This is a genomic window from Myxococcus xanthus (genome assembly GCF_013116825.1).
Taxonomy (GTDB): domain Bacteria; phylum Myxococcota; class Myxococcia; order Myxococcales; family Myxococcaceae; genus Myxococcus; species Myxococcus xanthus_B.
In genome coordinates this window covers 41,681-53,362 of record NZ_JABFNS010000054.1, presented here as the reverse complement: position 1 = coordinate 53,362, position 11,682 = coordinate 41,681, and the positions used below count along the sequence as shown (strand labels likewise).

Annotated in this window: 11 protein-coding genes; 3 read left to right on the top strand and 8 right to left on the bottom strand. The window is 64.9% G+C overall.

Translation table 11 applies throughout. The annotated features are described in order from the left end of the window. Positions 1-273: hypothetical protein (locus tag HNV26_RS37920; RefSeq protein ID WP_216612452.1), on the bottom strand; the 273-nt coding region annotated here is incomplete at its 3' end. A 71-nt stretch (positions 274-344) separates the two neighbouring features. Next, the gene (locus HNV26_RS17770) at positions 345-791 is read right to left on the bottom strand and encodes a hypothetical protein (protein WP_141259139.1); all 447 of its coding nucleotides are present in this window, start codon (positions 789-791) and stop codon (positions 345-347) included. Positions 792-900: 109 nt separating this feature from the next. On the opposite strand from HNV26_RS17770, the gene HNV26_RS17765 reads away from it, so the two are divergent. Beyond that, positions 901-1,743 carry a helix-turn-helix transcriptional regulator gene (locus HNV26_RS17765; RefSeq protein ID WP_171442596.1) on the top strand — a complete coding sequence of 281 codons (843 nt, stop codon included), beginning with the start codon at positions 901-903 and terminating at the stop codon, positions 1,741-1,743. 103 nt (positions 1,744-1,846) lie between these two features. On the opposite strand, the gene HNV26_RS17760 is transcribed toward HNV26_RS17765, so the two are convergent. The 4 genes from HNV26_RS17760 to HNV26_RS17745 form a co-directional block, all read right to left on the bottom strand. After that, positions 1,847-2,044, bottom strand: coding sequence for a hypothetical protein (locus HNV26_RS17760; RefSeq protein ID WP_171442597.1), 198 nt, complete (start codon positions 2,042-2,044; stop codon positions 1,847-1,849). Between the two features lie 1,062 nt (positions 2,045-3,106). Continuing rightward, positions 3,107-4,444 carry a cytochrome B6 gene (locus tag HNV26_RS17755; protein ID WP_253816717.1) on the bottom strand — a complete coding sequence of 446 codons (1,338 nt, stop codon included), beginning with the start codon at positions 4,442-4,444 and terminating at the stop codon, positions 3,107-3,109. 116 nt (positions 4,445-4,560) lie between these two features. Next, the gene (locus tag HNV26_RS38460) at positions 4,561-4,902 is read right to left on the bottom strand and encodes a hypothetical protein (RefSeq protein ID WP_366816894.1); all 342 of its coding nucleotides are present in this window, start codon (positions 4,900-4,902) and stop codon (positions 4,561-4,563) included. A gap of 496 nt (positions 4,903-5,398) precedes the next feature. Continuing rightward, positions 5,399-7,072 carry a hypothetical protein gene (locus HNV26_RS17745; RefSeq protein ID WP_171442599.1) on the bottom strand — a complete coding sequence of 558 codons (1,674 nt, stop codon included), beginning with the start codon at positions 7,070-7,072 and terminating at the stop codon, positions 5,399-5,401. 560 nt (positions 7,073-7,632) lie between these two features. Between HNV26_RS17745 and HNV26_RS17740 the strand changes: the two genes are divergently transcribed. Next, positions 7,633-8,658, top strand: a complete 1,026-nt coding sequence (locus HNV26_RS17740) for a serine protease (protein WP_171442600.1) — start codon at positions 7,633-7,635, stop codon at positions 8,656-8,658. Positions 8,659-8,991: 333 nt separating this feature from the next. Here HNV26_RS17740 and HNV26_RS17735 read toward each other — a convergent pair whose 3' ends face one another. After that, positions 8,992-9,546: a hypothetical protein gene (locus HNV26_RS17735; protein ID WP_253816716.1), complete on the bottom strand. Its 555-nt coding sequence runs from the start codon at positions 9,544-9,546 to the stop codon at positions 8,992-8,994. A gap of 629 nt (positions 9,547-10,175) precedes the next feature. Here HNV26_RS17735 and HNV26_RS17730 point away from each other — a divergent pair. Further along, complete coding sequence (locus HNV26_RS17730) at positions 10,176-11,213, top strand: hypothetical protein (RefSeq protein ID WP_366816893.1); 1,038 nt, start codon at positions 10,176-10,178, stop codon at positions 11,211-11,213. 60 nt (positions 11,214-11,273) lie between these two features. Here the strand turns inward: HNV26_RS17730 and HNV26_RS38995 are convergent, their stop codons facing one another. Further along, the gene (locus HNV26_RS38995) at positions 11,274-11,399 is read right to left on the bottom strand and encodes a hypothetical protein (RefSeq protein WP_301338482.1); all 126 of its coding nucleotides are present in this window, start codon (positions 11,397-11,399) and stop codon (positions 11,274-11,276) included. Between the last annotated feature and the right edge of the window lie 283 nt (positions 11,400-11,682).

Genomic DNA, 11,682 nt, shown 5'->3' with positions numbered 1-11,682 from the left:
GGCGGAGGGAGCCGCTGGAGCGGCGGGGGCGTCCGGGCGTAGATTCGCGACCCGTGCCGCCTGCGCCGTCAGGTGTGCTTCGTGTGCCACTCGCGCGGAGGACTCGACGGAGGCTTCGAGCTCGCGCACCTGGGACCTCAATGCCCGCAACTCCGCCGCGTGCGCATCGGACTCACGTGCCGGAGTCGCGTTGTCGAGCGTGAGGCGAGACACCCCGTAGGACAGTGCTCCCGAAAGGATGACCGCGCAAAGCCACAGTCCATTTCGTGTCATGTCTTTGAATCAGGGCCCCCACGCGTACGCGGGGACCCTGCTCCATCCATCATGGATTCGTGCGGCGAGCGTTAGCCGTTGTACTCGACGGTGTTGATGGTCGCGCCCGGATCCACCAGACAGCCGACGTAGAGGAATCCCGCGACGGGAACATAGGCGTCGGTCAGGGTGATGATTTGTGCCGAGCCAAAGGCTGGGAGCCACTTGCGCGTCCCTCCCCAGATCAGGGTGGCCTCGCGATTCACCCCCACCGCCGCGCAGCCCACGTTGTTCGATGACGTGGCGCCAGAGGCGGTGACGTGCACCGTCTTGCTGCCTGCGGTGCTCAACGGCAGCGGGAGCTCATAGGACCGACGCGTCGAGCAGCTGTTGTACATGGTGCTGTTGGTCATCAAGAAGCAGGGACCATCGCCCCAGATGGCGGGCCTGCCGCTGCTCGCGGGGACGGAGCTGGCGAGCGCCGCCAGGGGAAGGGTGAACGCCGTCGCGAGGAGCGCCTGCTTGAGCTGCCTTTTCATGTGCCTCTCTCCTTCAGTGGGATGCTGCGGGCCCATCTGGGCAGAGTCGATGGAAACTTGAAATTCACTAAAACTAGGCAATTATCATTAGGTGGCGATAGGGGATTCGATGGCCGAAGGCAGACTCCGAAGCTCGCAGGTTCACGCCCTGGTTCGCCTGGTCCGTGCGTCGCGCGAGCAGCGGGAAGGACGAGGGGAGCGCGCCCGGCATCTGCTCACGGGCGTGTTCCGCATCCTGGGGGCCGAGGCGGGGGCCTGCGTCCTGGAGCACGACGTCAGACAGGGCGGACGTCGCGTCTTCACGGCCATGGTCCTGGAAGGATGGGAGGGCCGCGCGCGGCCCGCGCTCGATGCGCTCCGGACGATGGGGAGCGACGTCAACCCCGCCATCCGCTCGATGATGTCTCGTCCCGCGATGCCGGGCGACGTCGTCACCGCGCTGCGACAGGAGCTCGTGGGGGACCGGGCCTGGGAGGGCGCGCCGTACGTCGAGCGCTATCTGCGCCCGGCTGCGCTCGACGACTCGGTGTATTCGACTCTCTGGTCCACGCCGCCGGGCGTGGTGCAGTGCATTGGCGTCTACCGTGGACGAAGCGGGCGGCCCTTCGATGAGGCGGATCGCGAGCTGCTCCACCTGTTCCACACCGAGTGGGGAGCCCTGCTCGGCACGTCAAGGCCACCCGCGCCGGTGGGCCACGAGGCTCGACTGTCCCGGCGTGAGCGCCAGACGCTCGAGCTGGTCCTTGCGGGCCTGGGTGACAAACAAATCGCGGCCCGGCTCGGAATCAGCCGCTTCACGGTGAATCAGTACACGAAGTCCCTTTACCGGCGCTTCGCGGTCCATTCCCGAGCGGCGCTCATCGTGAGGTTGCTCGGTGAGGATGCGCGAGGCCTATGGGGTGAAGCGCGCGGCCTGGACCCGGGCCTCATGCGCGAGGCGCATGGCGGGTAGGGCGCGCCATGGCCGCTGTCCGCAGGCGGAATGCGAGGCGTGCGCCGAGCCCTCGCATCCCGCCGTCTGCGGCCGTGGTGGATGCTTCCACCCCAGGCGGGGCTCAGGACTGGTTCGCCATGCCCCGCGTCGTCTCCTCCGACGTCTTGCCGCTCACCAGCGCGCTGCTCGCGTTGAGGGCCAGCCCCATCAGCCCCAGCGCGGCGGCCTCTGTCTGGGCCGCGAGGGCCACACCCAGCCAGGTCATCACCCCCGTGCCCAACGCGAACGCCGCCACCACCGCCCCCGCTGCCTTCCTCATCCGCAGGCTCCCTGTCTGCTGGGCCCGTTGTGTGAACTCAATTGTCTTGCCTCCAACATGACTTCAATCCGCGTGCCGCGCACACACGGTGTGGAATGGGAAGCCACGTGCCCCGCCTCGGGAAAATGTCTTCCATCAACGCGTGACAGCGGAGTGAAAGCAGTCGTCAGGGCCTCGCCGGGTGTCGGTAATTCTTCCCGACCCACGTGACACCACAACCTGGGGCGTTTCGTAACCCACGGCGATCCATGGGTTTTCCCTTCCAGGGGGGCGTGGCACATCCGCTGCCATGGCAACCAGACCGATAGCCTGGCCCCGGCACGAGGGCCAGCCCAGGCCGCGTGGTGTTGAGGCTCAAGAGGCGCTAAGAGGTCCAGGCCCCTGCTACGCAGCTGATGGGAGCGCGGTCTGGGCAGGCGTGTACCCCAAGGGGGCTCAAGCGGCCTGTCCGCCGGACGGGAGCATCACTCGGGCCGCCCCGTCAGCGGCCCTCCTCGGCACCTCTGCACCCTCCCTCCCCCTTATGCGTTCAGAACCTCGCCGTGGTACGCCGTGCAGCCCTTGCCGTCCTGAAGGCTGACACCTCGTTCAAGGCCATCCTGCCCAGGCGCGTGCGGCAGGCTGGTCACGACGACACCTACCGCACCCACCTTCTGACCCTCGTCATTTCATAGCCCTATCGTGCGGGCTCCCTGCCTGCTTGGGGGAGCCCACGTGAATCAGTGACGCCGTGTCCTGTCCGTCGAGCTGGGCGGTGAGCGCGCTGACGCCCAGCTAGTAGAGGGCGTCGCTGTCAGCGAGGCTGATGGACATCTGGGCGTCATCGTGGGGGGGGCGCGGTCCGCGCCAAAGCCAGACACGGGGTGGGCGTGGTGTTCGTGAGCCACGACCTCTCCTCGGGAGCGTGCGGTGGGCTTCAAGGATGTGCCGCGCCCCTGACGAATGGGAGAGCGGGGATTCGTGCTGGATCGGCGGAGTCTCGCGGCGCCCTCCCGCCCAGCCGCGTGTGGCTCGGCGGAAGGGGGCCGCTCATGCGCCGGAGGCAGGCTTGCCGCGCGCGCGTCAGAGCGTGCGCATGAACGCGACCAGGTCCTTCTTCTCCTGCGTGGTGAGCCGGGTCTCCAGCACGAGGTTGAAGAACTCCACCGTGTCGTCCAGCGTCATGAGCCGCCCATCATGGAGGTAGGGCGGAGAGTCCTTGATGCCTCGCAGAGGGAACGTCTTGATGGGGCCATCGGCGCCCATCACCGCGCCGTTCACCAGCCGGGGCTTGTAGAAGCGCTCCGCCTGCAGGTTGTGCATCAGGTTGTCTGTGTAATACGGCGGGAGGTGGCACACGGAGCACTGCGCCTTGCCGAAGAAGAGCGTCTGTCCGCGCATCTCCTGCTGGGTGGCCTTCTTCGGGTCCAGCTTCCCGTCGAAGCGGAGCTTGGGGGCCGGCGGGAAATCGAGGAGGGCCTGGACCTCCGCCATGAAGTGTACCTGGCTGCCCCGCTCGAGGATGTTGACCCCTTTCTTCGTCGCGATGACCGGGTCGCCATCGAAGTACGCCCCGCGCTGCTCGAACTCGGTGAAGTCCTCCACGGTCTTCAGGGCCCGCTGTGAGCCGAACAGGCGCTGGATGTTCACCCCGCGGAGCGTCGGCGTATCGATGCGGTGGCGGAACTCCTGGGGCCGGATGTCGCCCACCAGGTGCGTGGCGCCATTGGAGTGGCCGTTGACGTGACAGTCGAAGCAGCTCACGCCCCGGCTGGGCAGCTCGGAGCGGCGGTCGGCGGTCTGATTGAACTGCTGCTGGGGAAAGGGCGTGACGAGCAGCCGGAGGCCTTCCAGTTGCTTCGGATTCAGGAGGCCGTTGAACAGCTCCTGGACGTTCATGATGGTCACCAGCTTCCCTTGCGAGACATCCCCCAGGTCCGGGCGCGTGGTGAGGAAGATGGGCGGCGGGAACTCCGGCAGCAGGTGGTCCGGCAGGTCGAAGTCGAGGTCGAACCGTGTGAGGTCCCTCCCTTCCTGCCGCTTGATTTCATCGATGTGGAACTTGGGGAAGACCATGCCGCCTTCCGGATGATTCGGGTGGGGCAATGGCATGAAGCCCGCGGGGAAGAGCCCCCTGTCTCGGATCGCCTCCGGGCTCATGGCGGCGAGGGACTCCCAGGTCACGCCCTGCGGGAGCTTCACCCGCACGCCTTCCTGGACGGCTTTCCCCCGGGACATGGTGACGCCCCGGGCCGGACGGTTTCCCAGGTCATAGCGGTGTTCGAGGAGCTGCTGGTGGCGCGCGGTGATTTTGGGCTTCTCCGCCTTCATCCGCGCCATGACGTCAGCGAAGGGCTCCGTCTGGTCCACGGGCATGTAGCTGGTGCTTCCCCGCCGCTGCACTTCCTGGGCGTGGGACATGCCTGTGTCCATCATGAAAAGGCCCATGACCGCGACAGCGATGTGTGGGATTCCCCCCTGCGGCTTCATGCAAGTCCTCCTTGGGGCTGACTTCACCCGGAATGGTGCTCTGCTGTTCAGGCAAGGTATTCAATTGCGGCGGGCGTTTGTCCGAACTGGGGGCGAACCGTTGGCCAGTTCATACGTTGGCGCTGGTCCACGCCTGCGCAGCCGGGGGCCGCACGCGCGCGAAGCGGCGGCGGTCTCCGTCTCCGTTCATGGCATCGGGGGCGTTCGGGGGGCCTTGTACTGCCTACCGGACAGGGGCCTCGTATCCCTGGGCCGGCGGTGTGCACGGCGCGCACACGGGAGGCACGTTGTGCCAGGCAGAAGCGAGAGGCGCTCAGTGCCTGGACCATCACGTGTCCGGCGCTCGTCAGGTGCGGGGTGTCGCCCTGTCGCAGCACGTGGTCCTTCACGTCCCCTTCGCAGGTGAGCCACAGCAGGCCCTCCTGACATGTGAACGTCAGGGGCCCTCCGCCCTGCGTGCGCACGCTCCCTCAAGCAGGTGCGCTGGAGGCGGGCGCGGGGCTTGAGGCAGCGGCCAGGAAGGAGCGGATGAAGAAGAGGACACCGCGAGTGGACTTTCGCAGAGTTGCTCAGGAGGACGTTCGACTTCGACATGTTCGCCTGCGCGAGGTGTGGAGGCAGGCTCAAGGGGCTTGGCGTACGTGAGGGGCCCGCGGGGTGTGGGCAATTCTGGGGCACCAGGGCTTGCCCACGGGAAGTGCGAGGTGGGCCCCGGCACGAGGGCCACCCCAGAACGCGTGGTGTTGAGGCTCAAGAGGCGCGAAGAGGACCAGGCCCCTGGTACGCACCTGAAGGGAGCGCGGTCTGGGCAGGCGTGTACCCCAAGGGGGCTCAAGCGGCCTGTCCACGGAATCGGGGCACGCCCACTCCCATCCAACAGGGAAACTACGGATTCGCCAGGACGGGCCAATCCGAGCCATAGGTGGGGCTATACGTCGTGACACCGCAGCGGGAAGCGTTATCCGCGCTCGAGGTGCTGAAGTCGTTCAGGAAGACGACCCGCAGCGAGTAGCCTGGGGCGGCGCCGAAGATGCCGCGAAGGCGCTGCGCATCCGTGGCCGTGTCATTCACACCGAAGCGCACGGACGCTCGGCCGGACTTGTTGTTCGCCTTGAACGTACAGCCCGGCGTGTACTGGTACGTCGACGTGGAGACGACCGTCGGCGACATGCGCGCCAGCAGGCGGGCGATGGGCAGGCCATTCCAAACGGGGTTGGTCGCACGGCTCAACGTCTGTGCATTCGGCCACGTGGTGGAGCCGTAGCGCGGAACGCCATTGGGGCCCGAGTAGAGCGTCGTCTGGGGCGTCACACCGGCGACGTAGTCATTCACGCCCAAGCCGCTCGCGAGCAGCGTCAGGTTTTCGCCCGAGGGGAAGAGCGTCGCGCTCCGGTTCATGTCGAACGCGTCGTACGGGACGTTGATCTTGATGGAGGGCGCCGGCAGCTTGAGATTGACGAGCAGTTCGTTGTTGCGCGTCGTCGAGCCATCGAGGAACAGCTGCACGTCTGTCGTCTCCGGCAGCGAATCGATGATGGAACTTTCGATGGTGGAAGTAATGCTGTTCGCCGCCTCGCTCTCGATGATGTCGTAGATGAGGGTGGGAATGAGGCCGAGAATGGGAACGACCTGAACCGCCTGACACAGGAGCGGCCAATCGAGGCTCGCCTGGGGCGCATTCACCCAGTGCACCGAAATGCCGGAGAAGTTCGCATTCAGCTTGAAGGTGCCATAGGCGCGAATCGTCGGGTCGCACCAATTGTTGATATCCGTTTTGAATTTGAACGAGAAGCCCACGCCATTCGAGGTGACGGAGATCTGGAGGCTATTCGGGTCGTAGCCGTAAATGCGGCGCGTGGAGCCGTCCGACGACGTGAGGACGGTCGAATTCGTAGCGCCATTGAACTTCGTGTAGAGCGCCTTGCCGAACATGTTCCACAGCTCGGCACGAGAGAAACCGATGGGGGCGGGGACGTAGCTCGCCTCGACGCTATCGACTTGCACCATCGGGAAGCTGTACGTCGCGGTGCCGCTGCCGGAGGTGCGCCCCACGGTGATGGTGACCTGGTTCGTGGAGCCATCTCCCAGATAGGGGAAGAATATCCACAAGTTGTAGCCGTAACGGCTGGGGTCCGCGGGTGGGTAAGAGGAGTCCTGGGCGGAATACCAATAGCCATCGGTATACGTCGGCGTCACGACGCGCGAGCCGACTTTGACCTCTTTGATGTAAGTGCACTTGTCAGTAACGAGCTCGAAGCGGAGGCCATTGGCGGAGACGTATTCGATGCCACCGCGGCTCATGCGGCCACTCTCGGGATTCCAATTCGCGGGTGCGCCGCCGCCGACATTGAGGGCCGCGGGGCTCATCAGCGTATTGCTGAAGATCTGCGGAGTGGTGCCCGCGTTGCCGCACGCATTCTGGACCGTCTCCCGGATGATGGTGAACGGGTCAGCTCGCGAGGAGAGCGACTCGGTTTCGTTTTCGGGGAGACCTTCCTGACCACAGCCAAAGGCGAGCGGCAGGAGCAGCAGGGCAGTGAAACGGCGCAATAAACGCATGGAGAACCTCGAGTGGAACGGAGTATCCCTGGCGCCGTGAGCAGACACGGGTCAGCGGTCCAGGACAGTCGCAGCGTGTCTACACTTCCGCCCGGCATGGGGCTTCCTCGCGGGCGCCAGATGCTTCCGCGTCCGCGCCAATCCAGACGTGTGCGTGTTCCGGGTAAGTCTTGGCCGTGCCCCGTCGCGATAGGAATCAGCTTCTCGTGAGACCTCCATGGCCACATACGTTCGTCTGCGTGAGGAGTGGAGGCAGGCTCAAGGGTCTTGGCGTACGTGAAGGGGGCCCCGGGGTGCGGGCAATTCAGGAGCACCTGGGCATGCCCACGGGAAGTGCGAGGTGGGCCCCGGCACGAGGGCCACCCCAGGCCGCGAGGACTCTCTCACGCTTCAACTGGTCCGAAAATCGGGGGGCAGACCAGCTCTTGCTGACCTGCTGGCCGGCTCTTCGGCCCGCGCAGCACGACGAATGGACGGCTGACGCGTCATCCCGTCTCTGCGAGAGCTCGCTGACGTGTCAACGGCGCGCCGTGAGTCGAATGCGCTCGGGATTCTTTTGGTTGAGTCATGGCATGTGGCTTGCTGTTGGCATGTGTCGTATGAGCAATGAGGGCGCATTGCGCTTCGTGAGTGGAGTGATTGTCGCGGTCAGCCTGTTGGGATGTGGTGGTCCGGAGCTGGAGAGGCAGGACGCCGAAGCGACGGGTCGCATGGACCAGGCGATTGTGGGAGGGGTCGAGGCACGTCCTGGGAGTCATCCGTGGATTGTCAGCCTGCAGCAATACAACAATCACTTCTGCGGTGGCTCTCTCATCAGGGTTGGCAACAAGGAGGAGAGCGATATCGTGGTCACGGCTGCCCATTGCGTCTACGACGGAACATCCGGATTGACTGTCGTCGCTGGGGCTCATGATTTCAATCGCCCGTCGTCCTCGCAGCAGGTTGTCGCCGCGAGAAAGACTGCCTACCATCCAGCGTACGACCCGGATACGATGGCGAACGATGTCGCGGTTGTCGTGCTCGACAAGCCCATCAAGTTCACCTCCATGGTGCAGCCTGTGTGTCTCCCGGAGGATTCGTTCTCGGTGAGCGGTGCTCCGTGCGGCAAGAGCAGTGTTGTCATGCGTCCCAACCTGATCGCGCAGTCCCCGTTGGCTGAAACGTCGCTCAACCCTGTGGGGCTCTCGTCGGTGGGTGCGGATGTCCCGGATGGCACGATGATGGTGACCGCAGGCTGGGGGCATACCAGAGAGGGGGAATACGATACATCCTCCATCTTGATGCAGGTGTGGGTTCCCGCCGTGAACGCTGAGACCCTGAAGACTGCGTACAAGAAAGCAGGCATGACCATCGATCCCTCTGTGATGCTCGGGGCTGGGTACATGTCAGGGGGGAAGGATAGTTGCCAGGGGGACAGCGGAGGGCCGTTGGTCGCTCAGGCCGGTGGCGGATACGTGCTCTACGGAATCACGAGCTTCGGCGTGGGCTGCGCGAGGGCGGGCTTGCCTGGTGTCTATGCCCGGGTCTCTGAGTTCCGTTCCTGGATCAATACGCAGGTCATCATCAACAGCCGCTCGCGGTACTGATGATGCGCTGTGGTTGGGCGGTTTCAGGGGGAGGCTGGTGTCCCGCGACCGCTCCCATTGTCAGGGGGCGCGCTCGGCGGGACGTGGGCCTCCACCCAGGCCACGATGTCTCCAATGACCTTCTCCGCGTCAGGGTCGTGCGTGAGGTCGTGGCGCTGGCCCTCGTAGATGAGGTAGTGCGATGGCCGCGCCGCTCAGGAGGGGCTGCGCGGCCTGTCCATCGGAGGGGAGCATTACTCGGCTGGCGCCACACCTGAGGCGCGAGGAGGGCGCGGAGCGCCCTCGCCGCTCCACCGGAGGGGGCATGGACCTCGGCCCCGCCGTTCGTTCAGCTCACGGAGGGCCCAGGCGCCCCATCCGGACCCGCCCATCACAAGGAGACAGGCTGCGCCCGCCGCCACATGAGTCCCACATGTTTCCACTGGTGTATGGATTTCCAATGTTGATGGTCATGCGGAGCGTCTGCGTGCCATTGCCGAAGACCACCGTGAACACGCTGTTCGCGAACGTCGCAACGCCCGGGAAGTTGGCGCGGTGCCAAGTGTACGAGGAGTTGACGCCACACTGAACCCCCGTGTCGACGACGCTCGTCGCTGACGCGAGCACAGCGCCTGCCATGCCATCACCGTAGCGGATGTGAGCGGCGGTCGAGCCGTTGCCCACCAGGAAGCACCCCTCCGCGAAGTTCGTGGTCACCGCGAAGGGAATGAGGAACGACTGTCCCCTCTGAAGCGCAGCAGTATCGTCATTGGTGTGCGCCGCCGGGTAGCGGCAGTCCCCATTGTTTGCATGGGGATGCCAGCCATAAAGGGTGGCGGCCCCCGTGGCACCCAGGTACGTGAGGTTGAGCGTGGACGTTGAAACGCCGTTGCACCAGGGATGGTGCATCGTCGAAGCGACGTCGTAGGTGGTGAGCTCCCTTCAGTTCGAGTCTTCATAACAGGGGGGGGGCAATGGCGGTTTCTGTGTGGGTGTAATTGTTTTTGATGTTGTCAGTTCGTTGTTGCTGTTCTTTGGTGCGAAGGCTGTGTCGGATGATCCATGGCGACATGGGCGAGCCATGGCCATGGCTCGCGGCTGCCCATGCGGCGTGAGTCCCTCTCATTCGTTCAAGGTGTAACGCAAGAACGTTGACGTCTGTCGCAGATGTCCACTCGCGTTCGTCATGGCCCACATGGTGTTGCCCGTCAGTCCCGAGCCATGGAACCTGTCGCCGCATTGCGATTGAGGGGGAGCGAAGCATGCAATGGAAGACAATGAGCCTGCGGACATGGAGAGGAGTGCTGCTCGGAGCGTTCCTGGCCGTCTCGTGTGGCGGTGAACCGGAATCCGCTTTAGAAGACCGGAGCGCGCAGGGGGAGGTCGAGCTCGGGCTTCACGGTAATGGGGGGCAAGGGCCTCTCCCGAACTGGTCGATACCGACCTTCGCGAACAACGCCCAGGTGGCCGAGGACGGGAATCAGTTCTTCGTCGCTTGGTCGGACTGGAGTCGTGCAGGCAAGCTTGTTGCCGCGCGCGTGTCGGTGAACGGCCGGCTGCTGGACCCCGACGCCATCGACCTCAACCCCAACCTCCGCCCGGACGCCTACTATCACGCCACCGCATTCGATGGACGGCAGTTCCTGGTCATCTGGACCGGGGAGAGATCCGTCTTCCTTACCCGAGTCAACCGGGATGGCACGCTCGCCGGAGACCCTATCACCCTCTTCACACCCACCGACTACATTGCCGTGGGCTCCCCCGGCATTGCCTGCCACAAACGCAAGTGCCTGGTGGCTTGGATTGCTTCTGGACTCACGGTGTCCCGTGAGGTTCGTGGAGTCACCTTCGACACGGGAAAACCAGGCCTGGATGTCCAGGAAGTGGTCATCTCCCGCTCCCAGAGCACTGAGTTCTCCTCTGGCATCTCCGTGGCATGGTCAGAAGATCAGTACCTCGTCGGATGGACGGATACGCGATATGGCAGCTATGACATTTTTGCCGCCAGGGTCCGCGCCAATGGTTCGGTGCTCGACCCAAATGGCTTCATCATCTCCGCCGCGCCGGGCAATCAGAACTACCAGTCCGTGACAGCGACGAAGTATGGCTTCTTCGTTGCGTGGAGCGACTCACGCTCAGGCTCGGCAGACATCTACGGCACCCGCTTGCAGCGCGGGTCTGCGAACGTCCTGGACCCTTCGGGCATCCGCATCTCCACCGCGAGCACGACGGAGCGCTCGCCCAAGGTTGCCTCCGAGGGTGACGAGGTGCTCGTCTCCTGGAGCGCCCTGACGGCGGACACCGCCCGTGTTCGCGCTGCACGGGTGAAACGGAATGGGGACGTCCGTGATCGCAACGGCTTCGCCATCTCCAAGGGCCCTGCGAACCGGCAACTCCTCTTCGGGAACGTCGCGTATGCGAACGGACGCTACTTCATCGTCTACGGCCGCGCTCCCGTCATGGACGAACCGCCGTATCAGGTCATCGTGGGCACCCGCGTGAAGAACGACGATGTCGTGGACAACCCCGCCATCCGCATTTCACACGCGCCCTCCGTCGAGCAACTCGCGCCGTGACGGAGCCTCCGCGACGCGAATCGCCAGCGGGCTTCTCGCTGGTCCGGACCGACGTGTGGCTCAGGCGCGGTAGGAGCGCACCACCTCGGCCATGCGCTCGGAGAGCATCTTCAGCGACATGGCGGCGTCGGTAGTGGTGGAGATGCGCTCCCTCAAGCAGGTGCGCAGGAGGCGAGCGCGGGGCATGAGGCAGCGGCCAGGAATGAGCGGCTGAAGGAGAGGACACCGCCAGTGGACTTACGCAGAGTTGCTCAGGAGGATGTTCGACTTCGACGTGTACGCCTGTGTGAGGTCTGGAGACAGGCTCAAGGGGCTTGGCGTACGTGAAGGGGGCCCCCGGTGGGGGCGGGCAATTCTGGAACACCTGGGCTTGCCGACGGCATGTGCGAGGTGGGCCCCGGCACGAGGGCCAGCCCAGGCCGCGGGTGTTGTCCTGCACCTGGCCGCGCAACGTGTGCGCGGCCAGTGT

Bases quoted from the DNA above. Each gene is read 5' to 3' on its own strand.
- HNV26_RS17770 (WP_141259139.1), bottom strand. From the start codon at position 791: ATGAAAAGGCAGCTCAAGCAGGCGCTCCTCGCGACGGCGTTCACCCTT.
- HNV26_RS17735 (WP_253816716.1), bottom strand. From the start codon at position 9,546: ATGCACCATCCCTGGTGCAACGGCGTTTCAACGTCCACGCTCAACCTC.
- HNV26_RS17745 (WP_171442599.1), bottom strand. From the start codon at position 7,072: ATGCGTTTATTGCGCCGTTTCACTGCCCTGCTGCTCCTGCCGCTCGCC.
- HNV26_RS17755 (WP_253816717.1), bottom strand. From the start codon at position 4,444: ATGTCCCACGCCCAGGAAGTGCAGCGGCGGGGAAGCACCAGCTACATG.
- HNV26_RS17760 (WP_171442597.1), bottom strand. From the start codon at position 2,044: ATGAGGAAGGCAGCGGGGGCGGTGGTGGCGGCGTTCGCGTTGGGCACG.
- HNV26_RS17765 (WP_171442596.1), top strand. From the start codon at position 901: ATGGCCGAAGGCAGACTCCGAAGCTCGCAGGTTCACGCCCTGGTTCGC.
- HNV26_RS38995 (WP_301338482.1), bottom strand. From the start codon at position 11,399: ATGCCCCGCGCTCGCCTCCTGCGCACCTGCTTGAGGGAGCGCATCTCC.